We start from the raw sequence: 23,938 nt of genomic DNA on the forward strand, positions 1-23,938 counted from the left end.
CGCGATCACCGACGTGCCTCCTCGACCAGTGCACCGGCCTCCTCGACCAGTGCACCGGCCTCCTCGACCAGTGCACCGGCCTCCTCGGCCACGACGGTGCAGTCGTCGAACGGGTGCACCACGCCGGCGACCTCCTGGCCGGTCTCGTGCCCCTTGCCGGCGACCAGCACGACGTCACCGGGACGGGCCCGGCCCAGGGCCGCGCGGATCGCGCTGCGTCGGTCTCCGATCTCGAGGACCTCGGCGGGGCCGGCACACCCGGCGAGCACAGCTGCACGGATGGCAGCCGGATCCTCCGAGCGGGGGTTGTCATCGGTGACGATCACCAGATCGGAGAGACGAGCCGCGATCTCGCCCATCACCGGACGTTTCCCGGTGTCACGATCTCCTCCGGCGCCGATGACGCAGATCAGTCGGCCATCGGTCAGCGGACGCAGCGTGCTCAGCGCGGCCTCGACCGCGTCGGGTTTGTGGGCGTAGTCGACGACGGTCTCGAAACCTAGCCCCGTCTCCACCCGCTCCAGGCGACCGGGCACCCCAGCACCGGAGACCAGCGCCGCAGCCAGCCGGGGCAGGTCGTGGCCCGAGAGGGAGCCGGCGGCGAGCGCCGCCAAGCCGTTGGCCACGTTGAACTCGCCCGCGATCGGCACCCCCGTGGCCACCGCGTCGTCACCGTGCACCACGTCGAAGGCCGAACCCCGTGCCGTGGCAACCACCGCATGTGCACTCCAGTCGGCACCGGAATCGTGGACGGAGAAGGTCTCGGTCGGCACCTGCGCGTGCGCCACCAGGCGGCGGCCGTGCTCGTCGTCCCTGCTGACGACGGCCCGCTTGCACCGTCGTGCCGTGAAGAGGGAGGCCTTGACCTGGAAGTACTCCTCGAGATCGGCGTGGAAGTCGAGGTGGTCACGGCCCAGGTTGGTGAAGACCGCGACGTCGAAGACGATCCCGTCGACGCGACCCATCGCCAACGCGTGGCTGGAGACCTCCATCGCGCACGTCTCGACGCCGGCCTCGACCATGCGGGCGAAGAGCGCCTGCAGGTCCGGCGCCTCGGGGGTCGTCAACCTCGTGGGCACCTCGTCGCCGAGGATCCTGGTGCCGATGGTCCCGATGACGGCCGAGGGCACGTCGGCACCGGTCAGGGCGAGGTCGACCAGTCGGGTGACGGTCGTCTTGCCCTGGGTTCCGGTCACCCCGATCATCCGCAGCGACCGGGTGGGATGGCCGTAGACATGGGCGGAGACAGCCCCCAGGACGGTGCGCGGCGACTCGACGACGAGCGTGGGGACCCCCGCATCGGCGACGATCTCGGCGCCGGCAGCGTCGGTCAGCACCGCCACGGCGCCGGACGCCACGGCCGCACCGGCGAAGCTGGCTCCGTGGACGCGGGCGCCCGGGAGGGCGGCGTACAGGTCGCCGGGCAGCACCCGGTCGGTGCTCAGGGTGACACCGGTGACCTCGGTGGCGTCGTCGGACTCGGGGAGCCCGAGCAGGGCGGCCAACTCACGCAGTGGGGTACGGCGGCTCTCGGCCGGCCTCGTCCGTCGAACTTCCGCTTCGGTCACCACCTGAGGCTACCCAAGGAGTGCCTCAGCTCGACCACGACGGGCGCCGTCACCATTCGACGGGAAGGGTGCTCGGCGTGGTGCCGGTGCTGGGCACGCCGTACTTGTTGAGCAGGTAGGTCATCACCTTGGCGAAGACGGGGCCGGCGGCGCCACCGCCGCCCTGGCCGTTCTGCGGGTCCTGGATGACCACGTAGACCGTGAACCTCGGGTCGTCGGCCGGAGCGAACCCGGCGAACGAGACGGTGAAGCTGCCGTCGTAGCGGCCGTCGACGACGCGCTGGGCGGTGCCGGTCTTGCCGGCGACCCGGTAGCCGGGGATCGCCGCCATCGGGGAGACCCCGTCGGGCTGGGCCACCAGCTCCATCATCTCGGCGGTGTCCTTCGCCGCGCGCTCGCTGACCACGCGACGGGTCTCGGTGTGGTCGGTGCCGACCTCGAGCCCGGTGTCGGTGGTGGTCGAGCCCTTGACCAGGCTCAGGTCCACGTGCACGCCGCCGTTGGCGATCGTGTTGATCGCTGCCGTCATCTGGAGCGCGTTGACGCTGAGGCCCTGCCCGAAGGCGATGGTGTCGCGGGCGCCGTCGCTCCACTGGCCCTGGGGAAGGATCCCGGCGGTCTCGCCGCGCACGCCCACGTTGGTGCGCTGACCGAGTCCGAAGTCGGCCAAGTAGTCGGCCAGCTTCTGCTTGTCGGACTGGCGGGCCGCGATGACGGTGCCGATGTTGGACGACTTCGCCAGCACCCCGGCGGCCGTCAGGCGGATCGTGTCGTGGTCCCAGTGGTCACCGATCGGCTTGGCCCCTGCTCGCTCCAGCTCGGAGGGCACCGTGATCCGGGTGCGGGGGTGATCAGTTCCTGGTCGAGCAACGCCGCGAAGGTGAGCGCCTTCTCGACCGAGCCCGGCTCGTAGGGCTCGGAGACGGCGCGGGAGCCGAGATCGTCATCGCTCGCAGCCGTACCGAGCGGGTCGTTCGAGTCGTACGTCGGGTAGTCCGCCAGCGCCAGGAGCTCGCCGGAAGCGGTGTCCGCGACGATGACCGTGCCGGACTCCCCACCGACCCGCTCCACCGCGTTGCGCAGCGCCCGCTGCGCATACCACTGCACGTCGCGGTCGATGGTCAGCTGGAGGTCCTCGCCGTCCTGTGCTTTGACGGTGGTGTTCTCCCCAGGGGGATCCGGTTGCCTCCACCCACCTGGTAGCGGGCTTCGCCGTCGACTCCGGCGAGTTGCGCGTCGAAGGTGCGCTCGAGGCCGCCCAACGGCTCGTCCTCGCCGAGGAAACCGACCAGGTTGGCCGCGATGTCCTTGGCCGGATAGCCGCGGATCGGGTCACGCCGGGTGGTCACACCCTTGTAGCCCTGCTCCACCAACGTCTCGACGACCGCCGTGGCCTTCGTCGCCGGAAGCCGACGGGCCAGGTACTGGAAGCGGGAGTCCTCGCGACGCAGGCGCTCGAGGGTCTCGAAGTAGTCCAGGCCGAGCTCGTCGGACAGGATCGTCGCGATCTCGGGCGCGTCCTTCTTCGTCATCTGGGGGTCGGCCACCACCATGACGCCGCTGACCGACGTCGCCAGCTCGGTGCCGGTGCGGTCGAGGATCGCGCCTCGGGCTGCGGGCAGCTCGACGCGCACGGTGCCCTCCTTCGCGGCCATCGCCGCGATGGAGCCAGGGTCGATCACCTGCAGCTGGACGAGCCGCGCCGCGAAGAACGAGAGCACCATCGCGATGACGATGAACCCCAGCCGGAGCCGCAGGTGCGCCTTGCCGCGTGTCCCTCCGAGGGAGGACTGGCGTGAGGTCAACGGTTGCTCCGGTCGGCCGGGGACTCTGCTTGCTCCCCATTCCTACCCGTCCCGGACTCCCGATCCGACGAGGCTGCACCCGTGTCGCGGTTGCGCCGGTTGTTGTCCGCATCTCGCCACTTGATCCTCTTGGGCGGGTTGAGCACGTCCGGCTTGTCCGGCGCCCTGGCCTTGATGGACAGCTTGTTGTCGGCAGTGGCCGGCAGCGCACCCGAAGCGATGACCTTGCCCTGGGCGAGATCGACGTAGTCGGCCACGTTGGCCTCGACCATGCCCAGGTCCTGGGCACGTTCGGCCACGGCCTGCGGGTCATTGAGCTTGGCCAGGTCGAGCTCCAGCCCTTCACGCTGGGCAGTGAGGGCTTGCGCCTCCTTCTCGAGCGCGGTGGCACGGAAGGAGTTCTGCTGCATCGTGGTGTTGAGCATGAGCAGGCCGATGACGCCGGCCACCAGCAGCAGACTGACGAAGACCACGAACGGGACGCCGTTGCCGGGCCGGTCGCGGCGTGGAACGACGGTGAGGCGGGCACGTTGGACCGCCTGCTCAGCAATACGAGGCAGCCTGCTCCGGACGGTTGCGGCCCGCTCACTCATGCGCGTCCCTCCCCGTGCTCACTCCGGTTGCTCCGCAGGCTCCGCGCCCTACGCTGCGCGCGCCTCGGCGCACATGAACTCCGAACGGTTCGCTCGCTCCACTCACTCACGCGCGTCCCTCCCCGTGCTCACTCCGAACGGTTCGCTCGCTCCACTCACTCACGCGCGCCCCTCCTTGCTCGTCTCGCCTGCGTGGACGCGCTCGACGGCCCGGAGTCGGACCGACGCGGCGCGGGGATTGATGTCCGTCTCGTCGTCAGTGGCCTGCTCGGCGCCGCGGATGACCGCCTTGAACCTGGGCTCCATCCCCTCCGGGACGAAGGGCATGTCCGGCGGCACCTCGCTGCGGGTGACCGCGGTGAAGGCCTGCTTGACCAGCCGGTCCTCCAAGGACTGGTAGGACTCCACGACCACCCGGCCACCGACGACCACCGCGTCGAGCGCAGCGGGGATCGCCCGCTCCAGCACCCGAAGCTCGTCGTTCACCTCGATCCGCAGGGCCTGGAAGGTCCGCTTGGCCGGGTGTCCTCCGGTCCGTCGCGCGGGCGCGGGGATGGCGTCGTACAAGAGCTCCACCAACCGGCCCGACGTGGTGAACGGTTCGACCTGACGCGCCCGCTCGACGTGCTCGGCGATACGGCGAGCGAACTTCTCCTCGCCGTAGACCCGGAGGATCCGGGTGAGCTCACCGACCGAAGCCTCGTTGAGCACGTCCGCCGCGGTGCGTCCGCGGGAGTCGTCCATCCGCATGTCGAGCGGTGCGTCCTTGGCGTAGGCGAAGCCACGCTCGGCCTCGTCGAGCTGCATCGAGGAGACGCCGAGATCGAAGAAGATGCCGTGGACACCGGGGATGCCGAGATTGCCGAGCACCTCACCGATCTCGTCGTAGACCGCGTGCACGAGGGTGGCGCGTTCGCCGAACGGGGCCAACCGTTGCCGACTGAGCTCCAGCGCGTGCAAGTCGCGGTCGATGCCGACCAGCCGGCACTCGGGGAACGCCTGGAGCAACGCCTCGCTGTGGCCGCCCAGACCGAGGGTGCAGTCGACGACGACGGCACCGGGGGTGGCCAGGGTGGGCTCGAGCAGCGCGACGACCCGGTCAAGCATGACGGGGACGTGGCGGGGAGAGGTCATGCCGATCAGTCCCGACGTCCCTGGTGGTGGGCGCGTCGAGTCGTCGGTGGTGTGCCGACGTACTGCTTCATGTGATGACCCCTGGCGTTGTTGGTGGTGGGCGGTTCACCTCGCCAGGTCCCTGCCCGCTCCCCTTGGGAAGCCCGTCGTCTGGAACCGGGGAAGGTGCCCCAGAAGGCGGGTGTGGGAGCGGGCGCGAGACCTCGCGTTGTGAACCAGTTGTGGAGTTGTGGCGCAGAGCGGCTCAGACGTGGTGCATTCAGAAGCCGGGGAACACTTCGTCACTGATCTCGGAGAACTTGGACTCCTGCTCCTCGGAGTAGCTCCGCCAAGCAGTCGGGTCCCAGATCTCCAGTCGGTTCATCGCGCCGATCACCATCACCTCGCGGTTGATCGAGGCGTACTCCCGCAGCACCTGCGGGAGGGTGATCCGCCCCTGCTTGTCCGGGGTCTCCTGGGAGGCCGCGGAGAAGAGCATGCGGACGTAGTCACGCGCACCCCGGTTGGTGACCGGGGCTTCCTTGAGTCGCTCGGTGAGGGTCGCGAAGTCGTCGAGGGACCAGACGGTGAGGCACCGCTCCTGCCCCCTTGTGACCACGAGGCCCTCCTTGAGTTCGTCCCTGAATTTCGCCGGGAGGAAGAGACGACCTTTGTCGTCGAGCTTCGGGGTGAAGGTGCCGAAAAACATCGGTCACCATCCCTTCAGCGCCAGTCTTCCTCCACTTCCCCCACTTTACGCCACTTTCCCCCACCGTCAACCATGCGGAGCGTGTCGGGAGCGCAGTTTCGCGCCCTCCACGGAGCGCGTCGCAGGTCGAACCCGACCGGCCACAGGCGGCAGATCACGCTCAGCGACGGCGTACGAGCGGGGGTGGAGGGGCGTGGTGGGGCGAAGTGGAGCAAGGAGTGGGGAACAGAGGCTTCGAACCGTCGCCCTGTTGCCCTTGGCGGAGCAGTGGGGAGCCGTGGTGGAGATCGGCGGGGTGCATCCTCTGCGCGGCGGCCGCGAGAAGGCGCAGGCGCCCGTGGGAGAAATCGACGGCAGCGGGGGACGCAGGCGACCAGTTGCGCCGTACGGTTGACTGATCCCAAGCACGGCGAGTGGAGGACATGTGGCAGCGGTGGCAGGCGACCTGGATGCGGTGGTGCGCGTCGCGAACCGGATCCGCACCAACATCGAGACGGTCATCGAGGGCAAGACCGAGGTCGTCCGGACGGCAGTCGCGGTCATGCTCGCGGAAGGACACCTCCTGATCGAGGACGTGCCCGGCGTCGGCAAGACGATGCTGAGCAAGGCACTCGCCCGTTCCATCGACGCCTCGGTGCGCCGAATCCAGTTCACCCCCGACCTGCTGCCGTCCGACGTGACCGGCGTGAGCGTCTACAACCAGGAGACGCGCCAGTTCGAGTTCCGCCCCGGGGGATCTTCGCCAACATCGTGGTCGGCGACGAGATCAACCGGGCCTCCCCAAGACCCAGTCCGCACTGTTGGAGTGCATGGAGGAGCAGCAGGTCACGGTCGACAATGCGACCTACCCCTTGGCGACGCCCTTCATGGTGATCGCCACCCAGAACCCGATCGAGATGGAGGGCACCTACGCGCTCCCCGAGGCCCAGCGTGATCGCTTCATGGCCCGCGTGTCGATGGGCTACCCCGTGGCCACTGCCGAGATCGCCATGCTCAAGAACCGGGCCGACCGCTCCCCTCTCGACGACCTCGAGTCGGTCACCGACACCGCCGAGATGAGCAAGCTGATCAGCTCCGTGCAGTCGGTGCACACCGCTGACGCGGTGCTCCGCTTCGCGGTGTCCATCACGACAGCCACCCGCAGTACACCCGAGCTCAGCCTGGGTGCCTCGCCCCGCGCCACGTTGCACATCGTCCGGGCGGCCAAGGCGAGTGCGGCGCTGAGCGGTCGTGACTACGTGATTCCGGACGACCTCGTCGCCATGGCTCACCCGGTGCTCGCCCACCGCCTGGTGCCCAGCGTCGAAGCCGCGATGTCGGGACGCAACGCCGATGCGATCCTCAAGGGCTTGATCGCCGCCGTGCCCGTGCCCACTCCCTCCTGAGCCGGCTTGACGTGCGCACCGGACTGCAGGGCCTCACCACTCGCGGACGCTCTTTCTTCGCGGCGGGTTTGACGGCCGCGGCGGCAGCGGCGGTGCTGGGACAGCCGGCGCTGATGCGCATCGGTCTGCTGCTGGCCGTGCTGCCGCTGTTGTGCGCGTTCGTCGTGGGCCGCACCAAGGTCTCACTGCGGCTCGAGCGGAGCGTGCACCCCTTGCTGGTCGCCGCCGGCCAGCCTGCCGAGGTGCGCCTGCAGCTGACCAACCAGGGCAAGCGGTCCACCGGCTTGCTGCTGCTGGAGGAACGTCTCCCCTACGCCTTGGGCACCCGCCCGCGCTTCGTCGTCGACGGCATGAGACCGGGCCAGACGCGGACGATGTCCTGCGCCGTGCGCTCCGACGTGCGCGGTCGTTTCGACATCGGGCCCCTCGCCGTCCGCATCCAGGATCCCTTCGGCATGGTCGAGCTGCAACGGTTGGTACCCGGCACCGTTCCCCTCGTCGTCACGCCCCGCACGCTCGCCCTCCCCGACATCCCGGTGGGAGGTGTCTGGGTCGGCTCGGGCGACAACCGACCACGCGCCTTCGCCACCGGCAGCGCCGAGGACGTCACCGTGCGCGACTACCGCACGGGCGACGACCTGCGTCGGGTGCACTGGCGCAGCTCGGCGCGCCGAGGTGAGCTGATGGTGCGCCGCGAGGAGCAGCCGTGGCAGTCACGTGCGACCGTCCTCGTCGACAACCGGACGATCGCCCACCGGGGCAGCGGCCCGGCATCGTCGCTCGAGACCGCAGTGGTGGCGGCTGCGTCCATCGCGGCCCATCTGACCCGCAGTGGCTTCCAGGTGCGGCTGGTGACCGCGGACGGCACCGATCCCGACCGCACCTGGCATGAGCGCGACGTCGCGCAGAGCATGGGCACCGTGCTGGAGTCGCTGGCGGTCATGCAGCAGACCCCTCGCTCCCACCTGGGCACCGACTGGTTGGTCGAACAGCACAGTGATGCCCTGCTGATCGCCGTGCTGGGGCATCTCGACGACCACGACCACGCCGCCCTGCGGCGGATGCGGCTGCACGGCAGTCATCCACTGGCGCTCGCTCTTGATGTCGAGCAGTGGCGGGGCCGCAGCGGGGCCGGTGACGCCGCCTGGCTCTCCGGCCTCGGTTGGACCGCCGTCTCCGTCGGCCCGGGAGACTCGCTCCCCGCGCTGTGGAAGGAGCTCGGCCGACGGGCCGGACGCCGCCCGAACCTGCCATCGGGAGACACACCGTGAGCCGCTCCTCCCTCCTGCACACCCTGCCCCTCACCGCGGCGACGGCGCTCACCAGCATCGTGGCCTTCTTGGCCTGGGGCACCTTCTACGAACGCGCCGGCGACCTGCTGGTGCCGCTCGCCGGCGGCATCGTGCTGGTCTCGGTGCTCGGCGTGCTCAGCCGACTCGCCCGACTGCCTGCGGTGGTCGTGGTCGGCGTACAGCTGCTGGGGATCTTCCTCGCCGCCAACGTGGTGTGGGGCAGCTCGGCATGGCCGACCCCGATTCCCTGACCGAGGTCGTGCGTCATCTCGATGCCTCGATCTCCTCCCTCGGCCAGTGGGCTCCCCGGTCCCCGGCACCGTCGACGAGGCGGTCGCGGCACCGCTGCTCGGCGCGCTGGTGCTGCACCTGCTGGTGGACTTCTTCGCCGTCACGCTGCGTCGGGTGCCCTTGGCAGGCCTGCCCCTCCTCGCGATCCAGACCGTCCCGATCAGCGTGCACGAGGACGTCGGGGTGCACTGGCTCCTCTTCGCCGCAACCGCCGCCTGCTTCCTCCTGATGCTCTGTCTCCAGGAAAGCATCAGGATCGGCAACTGGGGCCGGGTCTTCGGCACCCCCGTGACAACGACATCTTCCGGGCCTTCGACGGAGTCGACCCCGGACGCCATCCCGTGGCCATCGGAACGGTCGCCGTCGTCGCGGCCCTGGTCGTCTCCCTGGCCGTGCCGACCTTCAGCCTCGCACTCTTCAACGGTGACGGCAGCGGCGGCGGAGGCGACAACGAAGTGCAGATCACCAACCCGATGGCCGATCTCCACCGTGACCTCCAACGTGGTGAGGACATCCCCCTCATGCAGGTCACCGCGGTCGGGATCCGACCCACCTATCTGCGGATCACCGCGCTGACCCAGTACAGCGGCGGCACGTGGCGCCCCGGCGACCGCGACCTGCCAGCCGCGAATGCCGCCACCGGCCCGGTGCCGGCGCCCGTGGGACTGGAGTCGAGGGTGCCGCGCGAGAACCGCGACATGACCGTGCAGATCAACGACTCCTTCTCGTCGTTGTGGCTGCCCACTCCGCTCGTGGTCTCCCAGGCCCGAGCCGGGACCGACTGGCGCTACGACCGCTCGGTGATGGACTTCCACTCCGCCGAGGACGACATCACCACGGCGGGACTCTCCTACGAGCTCGTGGAGTCCCGCCCGGAGATCGACCAGGAGGCGCTGGCCGGCGCACGGCCCCCGACATCGTCCATGGTGCGTGACTACACCTCATTGCCCGACGACCTGCCCGAGATCGTCCACCGGCTGGCCGAGGAGGTCACCGACGGCCGTGAGTCGAGCTACGACAAGGCGGTGGCACTCCAGAACTGGTTCCGCAGCCCCGAGAACTTCACCTACTCGCTGGAGACCGACGAAGGAGCCGTGGTCGGCAACGGCAACGCCGCCCTGCAGCGCTTCCTCTCCGAGGACGGCAGGGTCGGCTACTGCGAGCAGTTCGCAGCATCGATGGCACTGATGGCTCGCTCCTTGGGCATCCCGGCCCGGGTCTCGGTCGGCCTCCTCCGTCCCGACCGGATCGCCACCGACACCTATGAGTTCAGCAGTCACGACATGCACGCATGGCCCGAGCTGTGGTTCGACGGCTACGGCTGGGTGATGTTCGAGCCGACCCCGCAGGACCGGGCCACCGTGGTGCCCGAATACACGGTCGGGAGCGGCGAGGACGGCCCACGGCCCAACGAGCCGACCGAGGCCCCGACCACGTCGGCGCCCTCCCAGGACCCCACCCAGGAGCCGACACAGGAGCCGACCGCTCCCGAAGACGCGGCACCCGCGCGCAAGGGCTCCGAGAAGGACGGGTTCAACCTCGCTTGGCTCGGGCTGATCCCGGTAGCGCTGCTCCTCCTGCTGCTTCCCGTAGCGCCCGGGTGGGTACGCCGTCGCCGCACCCACCGCAGGCTGGCCACCGGCGACGTCGAACAAGCCTGGCTGGAGGTCCACGACGTCGCCTCGGACCTCGGCCGTGCCTGGCCCGAGCACCGGAGCCCACGCGACACCGGACGTGCGGTCATGGACTGGTTGGGCGCCGTACCGCCGCCGGCACGCGAACAACGCCCTGCGACGGGCCCCCTGGCTAACCCGACCGCAGCCCAAGCAGTCGAGAGGCTGGTTGCCCTGCTCGAGCGGGAGCGCTATGCCCCCGCCTCCGCCCCGCCGGATCGCACCGAGCTCGCAGAGCTGGTGCGCACGAGCACCGCCGCCCTGCATGCCGGGGCCACCCTCGGGCCAGGCGGCGCGCCACCTGGTTCCCCTGCTCCGTCCTCAGCAAGTAGCCGAGAGCGCCCCGATCGCGGTCGAGGGCGCGCGGATCTGGCCGGAACCCGCCGACGATCTCCTACGCGTGATCACTCACGGCGATGCGAGCCGGCGGTCAGAAACCCTGGTCGCGCCGGCGTCGCCAGCGCTCTTCCATGCGCTCCATGAAGGAGGTGTCGGAGTGGGAGCGCGAACGCGAACGCGACTTCTTGCCGCCGTCGACGACGGAGAACCCGGTGTGCTTGGTCTCCTTGGCAGCGGGCGCATCAGGATTGGCGCTCTGACCACGCAACGCGGTGAGCCCCCAGGTGGCCGAGGCCAGCATGATCACGAAACCGATGACCCCGACAGGGATCTGCGCCATGATCGCGCCAGTCATCAGCACGGCAATACCGACAAGGAAGGCGACCCCGGCGAGGACGGCCCTGCGACGCGCCACCTGGCGGACAGTCGTGCCGCGCAACGTGGAAGCGAACTTCGGGTCCTCCTCGGAGAGGGCTCGCTCCATCTGCTCGAGAAGTCTCAACTCCTCTTCGGAGAGTGGCACCGGATTCCTCCCAACGACGAGACGCCTGTTGGCGTTGGGACAAGTCTAGGCAGCCGAAGTCAAAGGCGGTAGCCGCATCCCCGATTTGTGACTTTTCCGTGGAGGCTCGACATCCCCCGACGGCCCCGAGGAGAGGCGAAGCGGCGACCTCAGCGGGTGGCGAGCACGTGCACCTGAGCAGCCAGCGGCAGGAACTCCCGGCGCTGGGCGACCGCAGCCTCGAGCGCAACCAACGCCTGGTGCCCGCCGGGCTCGAGGTCGAGCAACGACCCGGGGACGAGGTCGGCGAAGACCCGCACCCCGTGCGGATCCCCGGGCGTGAACCCCACTCCCCGCAGCAACTCGACGACCTCGTCGGCGGTGAAGCGGCGCCGCACGCCGCGGCCCGGCTCGGGGTCCTCGCCCCCGTCGAGCAGAGCGAGCGCCTGGGCGAAGTGGCCAGCCATCGCTCGGGCGAGCACCGCTGCGTGGCGTTGGGCGACGACGAGGCTGAGCGCACCACCGGGGCGGAGCACGTCATGGATCTTGGCGAGCGCCTCGCTCGGGTCGGGCAGCACCTCAAGCACGCCGTGACACAGCACCAGGTCGGCACTGCCCGGCTCGATGACGTCAGCCAGGTCGTGCAGGTCGCCCTGGACGCCGACCACGCGATCGGCCACACCGCTCTCGGCGGCCCGTCGGGCCAGTGCCGCGAGCGCATCGGGACTGGGGTCGACCACGGTGACCCGGTGGCCGCGTTCAGCCACCGGCACCGCGAAACCACCCGTGCCACCGCCGATGTCGACGACGGCGCCCGCGTCAGCGAGCACCTCCCGCAGGTCGTCCCAGACAACGGCGGTGCGGGCGGCGCCGCGACGCTCAGCAGCAGACATGCTCCACAGACTAACCGGGGGCGCTGACCCTTTCGGGGACTCCCGGGCCGTGGCGCGCGGTGTGGCGCTGGCTCAAGCCCCGCAGGTCGATCGCCAGGGAACCTGGCGTTCCCAGGGCACGTGTGGCAACAGTCCCAGCGAACGTTCGACGACGGCCAGGAAGCGATCGGCCTCGCGAACGAGGTCGTCGGCCTCACGTTCACTGACCACCCGTGACGCCCCTGCCTCCGCCGCAGCCCGCTTGGCGGAGCCGGCAGCGAAGAAGGTGGCCCACTCCTCCAGCTCGGGAGCCACCTGACGCAGCAGCACCCAAGCATTGAGCTGTCGGCGCCCGGCCCGGCCCGGCCGCGCCCGGGCAGCGATCAACGCGGAGGCAGCCCGCAGGGCAGCCACGTGGGCGCACGCGTAGCGGGTGCAGGTGTCGCTCGCGATGATCGCCTCATGCAGGGACTCCGCAGAGCGCTCCAGGCAGCTGAGCGTGGCTTCGGGCAGGGTGTGGAGGTGGCCGATCATCAGGCGTCGCACCCGACCCGTTGCCAACTGCCATCGGACGGGGCGTGGGCGATCACGCCACGGATCCCCCACGACGTGCTCCCCTGACCTCCACGGGATCGTCATGTCTGCGCATAGGTTGCTCCTTCCCCAGAGCTGTTGCTGGCTGACTCGACCCAACGTTTCGACCCTTGCGCCTCGACCCCTGCGTTGTGCCCGGCGGGAGCGAGGGTCGAGGACGCTCCCGCCGGGAGTGTCGAACATATGTTCGACACGGCCAAACGTACACGCCCCCTCCGACACAGCTCAACCCCACGGCGGCGGTTCTCCTGAACCTTCGTGGTCGCCGCGCTCTAGGGTGTCGTCATGACTGCGGAGCAGAAGGCAGGGCAGACGGCAGCGCATCCGACCGTGGCCAGGTTCCGGGAGGCCTTGACTGCACGTGGTGGCACCGGCCGGATCGTGGTGCTGCCCGACACGGTGCACACCGCAGCCCTGGCCGCGGAGGCGCTCGACTGCGAGGTCGGGGCGATCGCCAACAGCCTGCTCTTCGCCTCCGATGGCGCGCCGCGGCTGATCCTGACCAGTGGCGCCCACCGGGTCGACACCGCCAAGGTCGCCGAGCACACCGGGCCCCTGACCCGGGCCAAGCCCGACTTCGTCAAGGAGCACACCGGCCAGGTGATCGGCGGCGTCTCCCCACTCGCCCATCCCCGGCCCCTGCCGACCTGGATCGACACCGCGCTGCGCCACCACCAGGTGCTGTGGGCGGCAGCCGGCCATCCGGCCGCCGTCTTCAGCACCACCTTCGACGAGCTGGTCGCGATGACCGGCGCCCAGGAGATCGAGGTCAACTGATGGAGATCTGGATCAATCCCGCCTGCTCCAAGTGCCGCACCGCAGTCTCCGAACTCGACCGGGCCGGAGCCGACTACGTGCAGCGTCGCTATCTCGAACAGCCACCGACGGTCGCCGAGATCACCGACGTGCTGGAGCGCCTCGGCCTCGAGCCGTGGGACATCGCCCGCACCACCGAGCCGATCGCCAAGGAGATCGGCCTCAGGCAGGTGCCCAAGGACACCGAGCACCGCACGCAGTGGATCATCGCACTGGCTGAGCATCCCCGACTGATCCAGCGCCCCATCATCACTCTCGACGACGGCACCGCCGTGGTCGCCCGTGACACCGAGACGCTGGCCCGCGTGGTCGAGTCCGCCTCCTGACGGTCGATCAGCAGACATGGAGTCCTTGGCGCTGGTCTTCTCCAGCGGCTGGGCGAGCGGCGTCAACGCCTACCTCGTCGTCCTCGTGCTCGGCACCGCCGAACGCGCCGGCCATGACCAGATCCCCGACGTCCTCGGCCGCTGGGACGTGCTGCTCATCGCGGCCGCCCTCTTCACCATGGAGTTCGTCGCCGACAAGATCCCACTGATCGACTCGACGTGGGACGCGATCTCCACTGCGGTCCGACCCACCGTCGGCGCGGTGATCGGGGTGCTCCTCGCCGGCGAGGTCGACACCCTCAATGCCGCGGTGGCCGGCGTCGTCGGCGGCGGCACCGCGCTTGCCTCCCACGTGGTCAAGATGGGTGGTCGACTGGCCATCAACACCTCTCCCGAACCAGTCACCAACACCATCGCCAGCACCCTCGAGGACCTCACGGTGCTCGGTGTCGTCTGGTTCGCCGTCGCGCACCCGGAACTCGCCGCCGTCATCGCCGCCTTCCTGCTGGTGACCGGCGCCGTGCTGCTCTGGTTCGCCGTCAACCTGGTCCGCCGCGGACTACGACGCTGGCGCAGCCGCCGACCGCCCGCCGTACCGCGCATCCGCTGAGGCACGCCGGAGGCCCCACCTCTAGGGTTCGACGCATGGCGCGTGTGGTGGTGATCGGTGGGGGCTTCGGTGGCATGGCGGCGGCGGCAAGGCTCGCCAAGCGGGGGCATGAGGTCACCGTGGTCGAACGCCTCCCCAGCTCGGCGGCGCACTGACGTTCGTCGAGTCCGAGGGCTTCGCCTGGGACGCCGGTCCGACCAGCACCCTGCTGCCTGCAGTCATCCGCGACCTCTTCCGCAAGTCCGGTCGCCCCTTGGAGCGTGAACTCGAGCTGGTACCGCGCGAGATCATTCGCGAGCACCATTTCGCCGACGGCAGCTCCGTCGCCCTGCCCGGCGGCTCCCGTGCGGCCCAGATCGACGCGATCGACCAACTGGGACCGGGGCTGGGAGACCAGTGGGCGGCGTACGTCGGCGCGTTCGCCGACGACTGGGACGTACTGAGGCGCAACTACTTCGAGCGTCCGTGGCGTCCCGAGGTCACCGACAAGGCCGTCGTCCATCGGATCTTCACTCGCGAATCCGTGGCCAAGCGCGTCAAGTCGTCCTTCAGGGGCAAGGACGACCGGCTGCGTCTGATGGCGGCCCACCCGTTCGTCATCGAGGGCCACGACCCGCGTGACGTGCCGGCATGGGCCGGTGTCGTCTCCTACCTGGAGCAGAACTTCGGTGCCTGGACCGTACCCGGCGGGATGGGCCTCCTGGCCGAGGTGATGACCAACCGACTGGCCACCCGCAAGGTCGACGTGCGCACCGGCACCACGGTCACCGACATCGTGGTGCGTGACGGCAGGGCCGTGGCGGTGGCGACCGACTCCGGCGAGATCGACGCCGATCGCGTCGTGTGCGCGATCGACCCCCGGCTGCTCCCGGCACTCGCCCCGCACGTGCGGCGTACTCTGCCGGCCATCCCGCCGGTGGTCTGCCACCTGGGGCTGACCGGCGACGACCTCCCCGAGATCCCCACCGAAGCGGTCTTCCACGGCGACCCGATGCTGGTGGTGCGCGCCGGGGTCCGCGCCCCCGACGGCGCTCGCGCCGTCACGATCCTGGGTCGCGGCCTGCTGTCGGAGGACATCGTCATCGCCCTCACCCGCCGCGGCCTCAACCTGCGTGACCACGTGGAGGTGCGCATCGACCAGTCGCCACGCGCCCAGGTCGAGCACTGGCGGGGCTCACCCATGGGCGTGCTGTGGCAGGGCCGCAGCACCTTGCGTGACCGGCTCTCCACCCGCACCCCGATCCCGGGAGTCTTCGCGGCCGGAGCGCACGCCACCCCGGTTCGGGCCTGCCGTACGTCGGTCTGTCGGGTGCGCTCGTCGCGCAGGAGATCGGCGACGTCTGACTCAGACGGTGATCTGCAGCGCCTCGAAGATCTCCAACGTCGCCTTGGACCGGTTGAGGGTGTAGAAGTGCAGGCCCGGGGCTCCCCGGCCAACAACTCGTCGCAGAGCTCGGCGGCGACCTTGATGCCTTCGGCGCGCACGGCCGCGGGATCGCCCTCGTTGGCGCTGATCCGGGCGACGACGTCCTCGGGGACACTCGTGCCGATCAACTCGCCCTGGCGACGGATCGCGTTGAGGTTGAGGATCGGCATGATGCCCGGCAGGATCGGGATGTCGACCCCGCGCGCACGGACCCGCTCGACCAGCTCGAAGTAGTCAGAGGCACGGAAGAACATCTGGGTCACCGCGAAGTCGGCGCCGGCCCTCGCCTTGGCGACCAGCACGTCGGCGTCGTCGTCGAGTGAGCGCGCCGAGGGGTGCCCCTCGGGGAAGGCGGCCACGCCGACCCGGAAGTTGCTGCGTGAGCGGGCCAGCTCGACCAGGTCGATGGCGTAGTTGAGTCCACCCTCGGTGGGCGTCCACTCCGCACGCGGACCCTCCTGCGGGTCTCCCCGCAACGCCATCACGTGGTTGACGCCCTCGGAGCTGTAGGCGTCGAGGATGTTCTCGATCTCGGCACGGGTATGGCCCACACAGGTCAGGTGGGCCATCGGCAGCATCGAGGTCTCGCGGGCGATGCGGCCAGTGATCGCGACCGTCTTGTCGCGGGTGCTGCCGCCAGCGCCGTAGGTCACGGAGACGAAGGTCGGCCGGTAGGGCTCGAGGTCCTTGATCGCCTGCCACAGTTGCGCCTCGCCCGCCTCGTCCTTGGGCGGGAAGAACTCGAAGGAGAAGGATCGACCGCCGTTGCGGACCAACTCCCCGATGTGCTGGGGCTCGTGCGCTGCCATGGCTCGAAGCATAGGCGTCCCGGGCACGGACGCCGACCCCTGTCCACGCAGGGAAACACGATCACTACCCTCTGGAGTGTGACCGCCGAGCCCGCCCATGACGTGTCCGCCTTCGCCGACCAGGTGCAGCAGACCCTCGACGCCTTCGTCGACGAGCAGGCGATCCGCCTCGCCGCCTTGGGGCCGGACGCCACGCTCCTGCTCGACGAGGCTCGGATCGCTCTCAGTGGTGGCAAGCGGCTGCGGGCCGCCTTCTGCTGGTGGGGCCACCAAGCCGTCGCCGAACCCACTGACCCGGCCGCGCTCCTCCGAGCCTGCGCCGCCCTCGAGGTGCTGCACGCCAGCGCGCTGGTGCACGACGACTACATGGACGCCTCCGACACCCGACGTGGCCGCCCCGCCACCCACCGGGCGTTCGCCGCGCACCACCGCTCCCTCGGTCTCCCCGGTGACCCCGAGCAGTACGGCGCCGCAACGGCGATCCTGCTGGGTGACCTCCTGCTCACGTGGGCCGACGAACTGCTGCGCCGGTGCGGCCTGCCCCTGGAACGGGTCGGTCCCGCACTCGACGTCTTCGACCTGTGCCGCTCCGAGGTGGTCGCTGGGCAGTTCCTCGACGTCTCGGTGCAGGCCCGCGGCAAGGCCGATGTCACCACTGCCATGACGGTGCTGCGCTTCAAGTCGGCGAAGTACTCCATCGAACGTCCGCTCCACATCGGCGCCGCCCTGGCCGGCGCGACTCCCGAACAGCTCGAGGCCCTCACCGGCTACGGGCTGCCTCTCGGCGAGGCCTTCCAGCTGCGCGACGACCAGCTGGGCGTCTTCGGCGACCCGGCGGTCACCGGCAAGCCGGCCGGCGACGACCTCGTCGAGGGCAAGCGCACCGTGCTGGTCGCCCACACCCTCGCAGCGCTCGAGAGCGCCGACCACGACCGGCTCGACTCGGCGCTGGGCACGGCACTCACCGACGCCGAGGTCGAGGAGCTCCGCGGCCTGATCCGCGACTCGGGTGCCGCCGAGCGCGTCGAGGAGCTCATCGACGAGCTCACCACGACCTCGCTACGCGCTCTCGAGGAGGGTCCCTTCCGTGCCGAGGCCCGGGGACCGCTGCGCCAGCTCGCCGACGCGGCCACACGTCGTACCCTCTGACCCCGGCCCGGGAACCGGGCGTTCAGGCCTTCCGGTGTCGTACTGGCCAGACGACGAACCGGTAGGCGAGGAAGTTGGCGACGAAACTGACCCCGATCGCCAGGAACTTCACCAGCCACATGGTGTCGAGGAACTCCAGCAGCAGGTGGATCACGATCGGCTGGAGCACCCACATGGTGACGCCGGTGGTGGCCAGGAACAGCCCAGCGGCGCGCAGCGTCGGCCGCTCGGCCCGGAAGGTGAAGCGGCCGTTGACCAGGAAGCTGAAGGTCATGCCCGCGCTGGTGGAGACGAAGTTGGCAGCGACGATGCCCAGCCACCCCTGCAGCAGCAGGAACAGCGCCATGTCGATGGCGGTGTTGACCACCCCACCGCGGCGAACCGCACCACGGTGCGGCTGAAGAGATCGCGGATCAGCGCGACGCCTCCCGTCGGTCGCCCCGGTCACCCCTGGCTGCGAGCGCGACCGAATACAGCGGCCGGTCCTGGACCTCGACGTAGACCCGGCCGAGATAGCTGCCGATGACGCCCATCATGATCAGCTGAAGACCACTGAGCAAGAACATGCCGACGCCGAGGAACGCCCAACCGGGTACGGCGTCCTCGGGGTTGAAGATGCGCACACCGAAGACGTAGAGCGCCAGCAGCACGCTGATGCCCGAGATCACGAACCCGAGTCGGGAGATCATCTTCAGCGGCGTGGTGGAGAAGCCGAGGATGCCGTTGGCGGCGAACTTCAGCATCTTCTTCAACGGGTAGCCGGTGGTGCCCGCATGCCGCTCGTCGCGGTCGAAGAGCAACGCCTCCTGGCGGAATCCGACATGGGCGACGATGCCGCGCAGGAAGCGCTCGTGCTCGCGGTAGCGCGAGACCTCGGCGACGACGCGGGCGTCCATGAGGCGGAAGTCGCCGACGTTGCGCGGGATCTCGATCGAGGCGAGTCGGTCGAGGGTCCAGTAGAAGAGCCACGCCGTGGAGCGCTTGAAGACGCTGTCCTTGCGGCTGCGGCGCTGCGCGAAGACGACATCGACGCCGCCCTCCCACATCTCGATCATCTCGATGCTGACTCGCGGCGGGTCCTGCAGGTCGGTGTCCATGATGATCACCGCATCGGCGTCCGCGACGGCGTCGAGCCCCGCGGTGACGGCCATCTGGTGACCGAAGTTGCGCGACAGGCTGATCACGCTGACCCGGGAGTCCTCGGCACGCAGCTCGAGGAGTCGATCGAGAGAGTCGTCCTTGGAGCCGTCGTTGACGTAGACGAACTCGAAGTCGAGATCGGGGCGGGTCGCAGTGGACTCCAGGATCGCGGTGTGGAAGACCCCGATGTTCTCGGCCTCCTCGTAGACCGGGAGGACGTAGGCGACCTTCCGGCGGTCGGCCCGCTCCGGCGTCACGCTCATCCACTTACCTCCACGTCATCCACCGACACCGTCGGTCAGTCAGGTCACCGACTTCGTCGGGCCCAGTGTTCCAGCCGGAGCCGTCAGGCCCCGGCCGAGGGTCAGATCGCCAGCACTGCCAGCACCGCCACGACGGCGACGAAGCCCATGAGCAACACCCACTGCACCCGGTCGAGCCACGTGGCCACCGTCGCAGTGGGAAGCACTGCCCCACCCTCGGGTACGTCGGCGAGCGGCTCCACCTGCCCCTTGCGGCGGCTGAGCAGCTCACCGATGAGGAGCACGCACGCCATGCTCATGAGCGGCGCGATGGTGGTCCAGTAGCGTGCGCCGGCGATGTGCACGAAGGGCTGGGTCAGCAGCGCTCCGATGCCGAGCTTGAGCACGATCGCGGTCCACCTGTTCTCGAAGGAGGTCCGGAAGATCGTCAGCAACATGCCCAGCACGAGCAGCATCGCCAGGAAGAACATCACCGTGGTCGTCCCGGCGATGGCCCAATAGCCGAAGTCCTTGCCGGCATTGGGTGGCTGCAGATGGATGGCGAACCCACCGGGCTTGAAGAGGTAGGCCGACGTGTTGCGGAAGACGTCACGCGCATAGCTCTCGGGCGTCACGTCACGGCGAGCATAGGCAGACATCTGGCCGAACATCTCGACCTCGCCGACGCCGGTGGCCCGCGAGACCTCGCGGGCGTAGCGCACCGGCGTGAACCAGATCGTGCTCGTCGGGTCGCAGCGGCCGAAGCAGAGTTGGTAGTGGTCCCCGAAGGTGTTGGCGCGCACCGTCTGGACGGTCGTCGTCGTGATCACCCGGTCGTCGAGGGCCCGGGAGGCACTCACCGACCACGGCGCCAGCACCATCACGAAGACTCCCCGGCCAGCACCATGGCAAGGAAGCCGCGCACCCGTTCGCGCCCGCGCAGCAGGAAGAGCACGGCGAGCCCGAGCACGAGACAGAGTCCGACGGTGAGCACGGCGGTGGAGGAACGGAAGTAGACGACCACGATCGCCAGCAGCCCGAGCTTGGCGCCCTCGGTCCACGACGGGGGCACCCCGTCGCGGATCCGACGCAGCACCGGCACCAGCAGACACAGGAACCACAGTGCGACGATGCCGGCGGTCAGGTCGCCCCAGGCGGAGTAGGTGAAGCTCGACCACATGGGGACCAGGCCGGGGAAGACCGCGAGTCCGATCGCGTAGCGGATGCCGAAGGTACGGCGTACGGCCAGCACCGCACCGATCGACAGCAGCAGCGACACCACGCCGAGATAGCCGCGGATCAGCTCGATCGGTGCGTCGGGGAACACCACGAACAGCGGCGCGCACAAGAACATCATCCCGGGCATGAACCAGCCGCTGCTGACCACGTTGCGGGAGAGTTCCTCGGTGTCGAACCCGTTGAACGCGACGAGGTCGCGCAGCGCGTTGGAGAGGGCTCGACCGCCGTTGACGTAGGAGGTCTCGTCACCGATGAGCTCGGCGTGCATCACGTAGGGGTAGACGGCGAGCTTCACCAGCACGTGGGCCAGGAGCAGTCCGAGCAGCAACTGGTCACCGCGACGGAGGTCGCGCAAGCGGTCGATCATCCGTGGAACCTCTTCGTCGCGAAGCGGTCGGAGCAGACCGGGTCGTCGGACTGCACCTCGACCACCGGCAGGTCGAGGTGCACGTCTCCCTGCACGGCCACGTCGTCGGCCACGTCGAGCGGCGCGATGCGCCACGACACCGGGCCGACCCCTGGCTTGGTCACCTCAGCAGCGAGCGGTTCGTCGCTCACCACCGTGAAACCGGCCCGTGTGAACGCCTCCAGCAGCCCGGCTCGGGCCTCCTCGTCGCTGATCAGGTCGTACTGCAGCCACATCCGGCGCCGCTCCCCTCCGCCGTGTCGACGTCACCGTCTCGGCGGACCTGGAACGGGAAGTCGAACTCCACCCCGTCCGGCAACGGATAGCAGCCAGTGTCCAACGCGGCCGGTGCGAGCGGGGGTCGGTAGTTGCCGGTGGGCTCGGCGCGGCCGAAGGAGTTGCTGAAAGCAGCGATGACGGCGATCACGACGGCCACCAGGACCCAGACGACGCGACGGCGCGACGTAGCAGATGTACCTGTGGACACGAGGGCAGATGTTATCCGCCGCCCCCGAAACTCCGTATTCAGCGCGCCGAGATCCGGTGTCGCGAAGGTCTCTCCCGCGGCGAGCCGTGGGATGCATCACCCCATCGCGGGTCAGTCGAGCGTGGCCACGTCGGGCAGCTCCGGCCCATCGCCCCGCAGCAGGACGGCGAACCGCGGCGTCAGCGCACCGGTGGCCGTTCGGCGGTGCGCGGCGGAGGCCCGGCTGAGGTCGGTCAGCACCGCCAACGTGCCGAGGAAGCCGGCGATGTCCTCCTCGAGGAGGACGGCCCAGCCGTCCCAGAGCAGCAACGTGTCGGTCGTCAGCTCTGCGATGCAATCAGCCAACGCGTCCAGGTTGCGGCCGTAGTGGTCAGGGAAGTCCAGGGCGACACCGATCGCCTCGAGCACCTGGTCGCGGCCGGTGAGCGTCCAACCGTCCACGGCCCCGAAGCGCCAACCGGCGGAGGCCACCGCGCGACGTACCTCTTCGACGGTGCGGTTGCTCGTCCACCGCCAGACGTCCGGAGCCTCGTGGCCGGCGACGAGTGCCGCGAGCCCGCTCACCGGTCGATCCTCAGGAAGGTGGCGTAGTGGTCGGGGGTCCAGTAGTACTCGCCGTCGTCCCCGGTCACGATCCGACGCGCGCCGCGGTGCGAGAGGCCGGGGGTGGGCACGGTGTACTCGTGGTAGTGGCCGCGCTGCTTCTGGGGCAGGATCCCCTCGTAGTTGCCGAAGACCACACCGTCACGGTCATGGGGGAAGGGACCGCCGGCATCGATGAGGTCGAGGGTGTCCTCGGCCTGCGCGGGGAGGCTGTCGACGGAGACCAGACCGAGTCCGGACTCGGTGTCGACCTCAACGACGGCTGACGGATCCGGCCCCTTGTCGGCCTCGTCACTGCCGGCCTGGAACCACCAGACGACCACGGCGACGAGGGCGACCAGCACGGTGCTGATCGCCCGGAGGGTGCGTTTGTCGAGCGTCACAGTGCGATGGCTTGGGCGCGGCGCTTGGCCTCGGAGCCCCGGTTCTCCCGCAGTGCGTCGATCGGGCGACCGGGCAGCTCCTGGTCGGTGAAGATCCACTCGATGCACTCGCGGTCGTTCCAACCACCGTCGTGGAAGAGGGTGAGCAGACCGGGCAGGCCCTTGACGATCAGACCGTCCTGGATCATCTCTGCCGGGATCTGCAGCCCCGCGCCCTCGCGCGGAGCGGCCGTGGCCAGTTGGTGCTCCTTGAGCATGGTGCGCAACTTGTTGACGCTGACGTCGAGCGCCTGCGCTGCTTGGGACCAGTCGAGCCAGGTCGGCACGAGATCGCCGAGTTCGGGAGCCTTGTCGTTCATGGCTCCCACCTTAGAGGCCCGGAGCCACGTGTTCCGCCACGCCGACAGCACGCGTGACGGGGACCTCTCCCCGGGCCTACGTAGGATGGCGCCGGCGGACCCCTTCCCTTCCGCTCAGGAGTAGAGGACGACCCGTGGATCGAGCACGTGTGACCGACCCGGACGACCCACTGGTCGGTCGGGTGCTCGACGGTCGCTACCTGATCGGTCCCCGGGTGGCCCGCGGCGGCATGGCCACCGTCTACGAGGCCATCGACCAGCGCCTCGAGCGCACCGTCGCCGTCAAGGTGATGCATGCCGGTCTCGGCGACGACGAGGAGTTCGCCGCCCGCTTCGTGCGCGAGGCGCGCCACGCCGCCCGCCTCTCCCATCCCAACGTCGTCTCCGTGCACGACCAGGGCCAGGAGAACGGCACTGTCTTCCTCGTCATGGAGTACGTGCCCGGCCGCACCCTGCGTGACGTGATCCGCCACGACGCACCGCTCACGCCCACCAAGGCCGTCGCCCTGGTGGAGCCGATCGTCGCCGCGCTCGCCGCCGCGCACGAGGCCAACCTGATCCACCGCGACGTGAAGCCCGAGAACGTGCTGATCGCCGACGGGCCGGAGGGTCCGAAGGTCAAGGTCGCCGACTTCGGCCTCGCCAAGGCCATCAGCGCCGACACCCAGCACACCGCCACCGGAGGGGTGCTCATCGGCACCGTCTCCTACCTCGCGCCGGAACTCGTCGTCGACGGTCGTGCCGACACCCGCGCCGACGTCTATGCCCTGGGCGTGGTGCTCTTCGAGCTCCTCACCGGCAAGCGCCCCCACGAAGGTGAGTCGCCGATCCAGGTGGCCTACAAGCACGTCCACGAAGACGTCCCAGCACCGTCCTCGGTCGTCCCCGGCATCCCCGCGTACGTCGACGCCCTCGTCGCGCGCGCCACGGCCCGTGACCGGGAGCACCGGTCGGCCGACGCCCGGGTGCTGCTGCGTCAGATCCGCCGCGTGCGGACCGCGCTGCTCGCCGGCACGGTCGACGATCCCGAGCTCGTCGCCGACCTCCTGCCCTCCAAGCCACCGACACCGGTCGAGGACGACCGTCACGACACCGCACGTGACCCCTCGACGTGACACCCGGGGGTCAGGCGCCCTCCGACCTCACCAGCGCCTTCGACGTGGAGCACCTGGCCCATCTCGCCGTGCCCCGACCTCCGGCGACCAAC

The 23,938-nt window shown here is 69.7% G+C and carries 28 protein-coding genes and 4 pseudogenes; 12 read left to right on the plus strand and 20 right to left on the minus strand.

The features are described from left to right. Positions 1-5 precede the first annotated feature (5 nt). The 7 genes from L1066_RS25635 to mraZ form a co-directional block, all read right to left on the minus strand. Positions 6-1,568 (minus strand): UDP-N-acetylmuramoyl-L-alanyl-D-glutamate--2,6-diaminopimelate ligase, encoded by a 1,563-nt coding sequence (locus L1066_RS25635; protein WP_235739159.1) that lies wholly within the window; start codon positions 1,566-1,568, stop codon positions 6-8. A 49-nt stretch (positions 1,569-1,617) separates the two neighbouring features. Beyond that, positions 1,618-2,397: a penicillin-binding transpeptidase domain-containing protein gene (locus L1066_RS25640; protein ID WP_235739161.1), complete on the minus strand. Its 780-nt coding sequence runs from the start codon at positions 2,395-2,397 to the stop codon at positions 1,618-1,620. Beyond that, positions 2,325-2,675 carry a penicillin-binding transpeptidase domain-containing protein gene (locus L1066_RS25645; RefSeq protein WP_235739162.1) on the minus strand — a complete coding sequence of 117 codons (351 nt, stop codon included), beginning with the start codon at positions 2,673-2,675 and terminating at the stop codon, positions 2,325-2,327. The genes L1066_RS25640 and L1066_RS25645 overlap by 73 nt, the downstream gene beginning before the upstream one ends. 14 nt (positions 2,676-2,689) lie before the next feature. Beyond that, positions 2,690-3,373 carry a penicillin-binding protein 2 gene (locus L1066_RS25650; protein WP_235739163.1) on the minus strand — a complete coding sequence of 228 codons (684 nt, stop codon included), beginning with the start codon at positions 3,371-3,373 and terminating at the stop codon, positions 2,690-2,692. Further along, complete coding sequence (gene ftsL, locus L1066_RS25655; protein WP_235739164.1) at positions 3,370-3,966, minus strand: cell division protein FtsL; 597 nt, start codon at positions 3,964-3,966, stop codon at positions 3,370-3,372. The genes L1066_RS25650 and ftsL overlap by 4 nt, the downstream gene beginning before the upstream one ends. 159 nt (positions 3,967-4,125) lie before the next feature. Beyond that, entirely contained in the window at positions 4,126-5,100 is a 975-nt protein-coding gene (gene rsmH, locus L1066_RS25660) for a 16S rRNA (cytosine(1402)-N(4))-methyltransferase RsmH (protein WP_235739165.1), read from the minus strand. Between the two features lie 259 nt (positions 5,101-5,359). After that, complete coding sequence (gene mraZ / locus L1066_RS25665) at positions 5,360-5,788, minus strand: division/cell wall cluster transcriptional repressor MraZ (RefSeq protein WP_235739166.1); 429 nt, start codon at positions 5,786-5,788, stop codon at positions 5,360-5,362. 454 nt (positions 5,789-6,242) lie between these two features. On the opposite strand from mraZ, the pseudogene L1066_RS25670 reads away from it, so the two are divergent. The 5 genes and pseudogenes from L1066_RS25670 (at position 6,243) to L1066_RS27320 (ending at position 10,912) form a co-directional block, all read left to right on the plus strand. Further along, positions 6,243-7,173 (plus strand): annotated as a pseudogene (locus tag L1066_RS25670) (AAA family ATPase). A gap of 11 nt (positions 7,174-7,184) precedes the next feature. Beyond that, positions 7,185-8,444 carry a DUF58 domain-containing protein gene (locus L1066_RS25675; protein ID WP_235739167.1) on the plus strand — a complete coding sequence of 420 codons (1,260 nt, stop codon included), beginning with the start codon at positions 7,185-7,187 and terminating at the stop codon, positions 8,442-8,444. Further along, positions 8,441-8,716 carry a hypothetical protein gene (locus L1066_RS25680; RefSeq protein WP_235739168.1) on the plus strand — a complete coding sequence of 92 codons (276 nt, stop codon included), beginning with the start codon at positions 8,441-8,443 and terminating at the stop codon, positions 8,714-8,716. The genes L1066_RS25675 and L1066_RS25680 overlap by 4 nt, the downstream gene beginning before the upstream one ends. Positions 8,717-8,840: 124 nt before the next feature. Next, a pseudogene (locus L1066_RS29050) lies at positions 8,841-8,969 on the plus strand (hypothetical protein); the annotation flags it as partial. An 86-nt stretch (positions 8,970-9,055) separates the two neighbouring features. Beyond that, on the plus strand, positions 9,056-10,912 hold the full coding sequence (locus tag L1066_RS27320; protein ID WP_312008826.1) for a transglutaminaseTgpA domain-containing protein: 1,857 nt from the start codon (positions 9,056-9,058) through the stop codon (positions 10,910-10,912). Here L1066_RS27320 and L1066_RS25700 read toward each other — a convergent pair. The 3 genes from L1066_RS25700 to L1066_RS25710 all read right to left on the minus strand — a co-directional run bounded on the left by L1066_RS25700 (position 10,860) and on the right by L1066_RS25710 (position 12,676). Next, the gene (locus L1066_RS25700) at positions 10,860-11,291 is read right to left on the minus strand and encodes an SCO2097 family morphological protein (RefSeq protein WP_235739169.1); all 432 of its coding nucleotides are present in this window, start codon (positions 11,289-11,291) and stop codon (positions 10,860-10,862) included. The genes L1066_RS27320 and L1066_RS25700 overlap by 53 nt on opposite strands. 149 nt (positions 11,292-11,440) lie before the next feature. After that, positions 11,441-12,163, minus strand: coding sequence for a methyltransferase domain-containing protein (locus L1066_RS25705; protein ID WP_235739170.1), 723 nt, complete (start codon positions 12,161-12,163; stop codon positions 11,441-11,443). Positions 12,164-12,235: 72 nt separating this feature from the next. Next, a complete protein-coding gene (locus L1066_RS25710; protein WP_235739171.1) occupies positions 12,236-12,676 on the minus strand; it encodes an SAV_6107 family HEPN domain-containing protein in 441 nt (146 codons plus the stop codon). Positions 12,677-13,021: 345 nt separating this feature from the next. On the opposite strand from L1066_RS25710, the gene L1066_RS25715 reads away from it, so the two are divergent. The 5 genes and pseudogenes from L1066_RS25715 to L1066_RS29055 form a co-directional block, all read left to right on the plus strand. Further along, positions 13,022-13,513, plus strand: a complete 492-nt coding sequence (locus tag L1066_RS25715) for a YbaK/EbsC family protein (RefSeq protein ID WP_235739172.1) — start codon at positions 13,022-13,024, stop codon at positions 13,511-13,513. Beyond that, on the plus strand, positions 13,513-13,878 hold the full coding sequence (locus tag L1066_RS25720; protein ID WP_235739173.1) for an ArsC/Spx/MgsR family protein: 366 nt from the start codon (positions 13,513-13,515) through the stop codon (positions 13,876-13,878). The genes L1066_RS25715 and L1066_RS25720 overlap by 1 nt, the downstream gene beginning before the upstream one ends. A gap of 16 nt (positions 13,879-13,894) precedes the next feature. Next, on the plus strand, positions 13,895-14,488 hold the full coding sequence (locus tag L1066_RS25725) for a DUF4126 domain-containing protein (protein ID WP_235739174.1): 594 nt from the start codon (positions 13,895-13,897) through the stop codon (positions 14,486-14,488). Between the two features lie 35 nt (positions 14,489-14,523). Beyond that, on the plus strand, positions 14,524-14,643 hold the full coding sequence (locus tag L1066_RS25730) for an FAD-dependent oxidoreductase (protein ID WP_235739175.1): 120 nt from the start codon (positions 14,524-14,526) through the stop codon (positions 14,641-14,643). Further along, a pseudogene (locus L1066_RS29055) lies at positions 14,640-15,698 on the plus strand (phytoene desaturase family protein); the annotation flags it as partial. The gene L1066_RS25730 and the pseudogene L1066_RS29055, both read left to right, overlap by 4 nt. Positions 15,699-15,979: 281 nt before the next feature. Here the strand turns inward: L1066_RS29055 and L1066_RS25740 are convergent. Beyond that, a pseudogene (locus L1066_RS25740) lies at positions 15,980-16,822 on the minus strand (methylenetetrahydrofolate reductase); the annotation flags it as partial. Between L1066_RS25740 and L1066_RS25745 the strand changes: the two are divergent. Continuing rightward, positions 16,802-17,872, plus strand: coding sequence for a polyprenyl synthetase family protein (locus tag L1066_RS25745; protein WP_235739176.1), 1,071 nt, complete (start codon positions 16,802-16,804; stop codon positions 17,870-17,872). The pseudogene L1066_RS25740 and the gene L1066_RS25745 sit on opposite strands and share 21 nt — an antisense overlap. Before the next feature lie 22 nt (positions 17,873-17,894). Here the strand turns inward: L1066_RS25745 and L1066_RS25750 are convergent, their stop codons facing one another. The 9 genes from L1066_RS25750 to L1066_RS25790 all read right to left on the minus strand — a co-directional run bounded on the left by L1066_RS25750 (position 17,895) and on the right by L1066_RS25790 (position 22,731). After that, positions 17,895-18,239 (minus strand): GtrA family protein, encoded by a 345-nt coding sequence (locus L1066_RS25750; RefSeq protein WP_235739177.1) that lies wholly within the window; start codon positions 18,237-18,239, stop codon positions 17,895-17,897. Between the two features lie 46 nt (positions 18,240-18,285). Beyond that, positions 18,286-19,275: a glycosyltransferase family 2 protein gene (locus L1066_RS25755; RefSeq protein ID WP_235739178.1), complete on the minus strand. Its 990-nt coding sequence runs from the start codon at positions 19,273-19,275 to the stop codon at positions 18,286-18,288. Between the two features lie 101 nt (positions 19,276-19,376). Next, positions 19,377-20,135: a hypothetical protein gene (locus L1066_RS25760; protein WP_235739179.1), complete on the minus strand. Its 759-nt coding sequence runs from the start codon at positions 20,133-20,135 to the stop codon at positions 19,377-19,379. After that, positions 20,135-20,860 carry a hypothetical protein gene (locus tag L1066_RS25765; RefSeq protein WP_235739180.1) on the minus strand — a complete coding sequence of 242 codons (726 nt, stop codon included), beginning with the start codon at positions 20,858-20,860 and terminating at the stop codon, positions 20,135-20,137. Before L1066_RS25765 ends, L1066_RS25760 begins: the two co-directional genes overlap by 1 nt. Next, a complete protein-coding gene (locus L1066_RS25770) occupies positions 20,857-21,135 on the minus strand; it encodes a hypothetical protein (RefSeq protein ID WP_235739181.1) in 279 nt (92 codons plus the stop codon). Before L1066_RS25770 ends, L1066_RS25765 begins: the two co-directional genes overlap by 4 nt. Then, positions 21,114-21,386, minus strand: a complete 273-nt coding sequence (locus tag L1066_RS25775; RefSeq protein ID WP_235739182.1) for a hypothetical protein — start codon at positions 21,384-21,386, stop codon at positions 21,114-21,116. Before L1066_RS25775 ends, L1066_RS25770 begins: the two co-directional genes overlap by 22 nt. Positions 21,387-21,497: 111 nt before the next feature. Then, a complete protein-coding gene (locus L1066_RS27325; protein WP_376707736.1) occupies positions 21,498-21,950 on the minus strand; it encodes a barstar family protein in 453 nt (150 codons plus the stop codon). After that, a complete protein-coding gene (locus tag L1066_RS25785; RefSeq protein WP_235739183.1) occupies positions 21,947-22,372 on the minus strand; it encodes a guanyl-specific ribonuclease in 426 nt (141 codons plus the stop codon). The genes L1066_RS27325 and L1066_RS25785 overlap by 4 nt, the downstream gene beginning before the upstream one ends. Beyond that, positions 22,369-22,731: an Rv2175c family DNA-binding protein gene (locus L1066_RS25790; protein ID WP_235739184.1), complete on the minus strand. Its 363-nt coding sequence runs from the start codon at positions 22,729-22,731 to the stop codon at positions 22,369-22,371. The genes L1066_RS25785 and L1066_RS25790 overlap by 4 nt, the downstream gene beginning before the upstream one ends. A gap of 134 nt (positions 22,732-22,865) precedes the next feature. Here L1066_RS25790 and L1066_RS25795 point away from each other — a divergent pair, with 134 nt between their 5' ends. Beyond that, positions 22,866-23,846, plus strand: a complete 981-nt coding sequence (locus tag L1066_RS25795) for a protein kinase domain-containing protein (protein ID WP_235739185.1) — start codon at positions 22,866-22,868, stop codon at positions 23,844-23,846. The last annotated feature ends 92 nt before the right edge of the window (positions 23,847-23,938 follow it).

It is taken from the genome of Nocardioides alcanivorans, assembly GCF_021555175.1.
Taxonomy (GTDB): Bacteria; Actinomycetota; Actinomycetes; order Propionibacteriales; family Nocardioidaceae; genus Nocardioides; species Nocardioides alcanivorans.

Coding starts and splice junctions, on each gene's coding strand:
- mraZ (WP_235739166.1), bottom strand. CDS start 5,788: ATGTTTTTCGGCACCTTCACCCCGAAGCTCGACGACAAAGGTCGTCTC.
- L1066_RS25730 (WP_235739175.1), top strand. CDS start 14,524: ATGGCGCGTGTGGTGGTGATCGGTGGGGGCTTCGGTGGCATGGCGGCG.
- rsmH (WP_235739165.1), bottom strand. CDS start 5,100: ATGACCTCTCCCCGCCACGTCCCCGTCATGCTTGACCGGGTCGTCGCG.
- L1066_RS25760 (WP_235739179.1), bottom strand. CDS start 20,135: ATGGTGCTGGCGCCGTGGTCGGTGAGTGCCTCCCGGGCCCTCGACGAC.
- L1066_RS25770 (WP_235739181.1), bottom strand. CDS start 21,135: ATGTGGCTGCAGTACGACCTGATCAGCGACGAGGAGGCCCGAGCCGGG.
- L1066_RS25710 (WP_235739171.1), bottom strand. CDS start 12,676: ATGATCGGCCACCTCCACACCCTGCCCGAAGCCACGCTCAGCTGCCTG.
- L1066_RS25725 (WP_235739174.1), top strand. CDS start 13,895: ATGGAGTCCTTGGCGCTGGTCTTCTCCAGCGGCTGGGCGAGCGGCGTC.
- L1066_RS25765 (WP_235739180.1), bottom strand. CDS start 20,860: ATGATCGACCGCTTGCGCGACCTCCGTCGCGGTGACCAGTTGCTGCTC.
- L1066_RS25755 (WP_235739178.1), bottom strand. CDS start 19,275: ATGAGCGTGACGCCGGAGCGGGCCGACCGCCGGAAGGTCGCCTACGTC.
- ftsL (WP_235739164.1), bottom strand. CDS start 3,966: ATGAGTGAGCGGGCCGCAACCGTCCGGAGCAGGCTGCCTCGTATTGCT.
- L1066_RS25720 (WP_235739173.1), top strand. CDS start 13,513: ATGGAGATCTGGATCAATCCCGCCTGCTCCAAGTGCCGCACCGCAGTC.
- L1066_RS25790 (WP_235739184.1), bottom strand. CDS start 22,731: ATGAACGACAAGGCTCCCGAACTCGGCGATCTCGTGCCGACCTGGCTC.
- L1066_RS25715 (WP_235739172.1), top strand. CDS start 13,022: ATGACTGCGGAGCAGAAGGCAGGGCAGACGGCAGCGCATCCGACCGTG.
- L1066_RS25705 (WP_235739170.1), bottom strand. CDS start 12,163: ATGTCTGCTGCTGAGCGTCGCGGCGCCGCCCGCACCGCCGTTGTCTGG.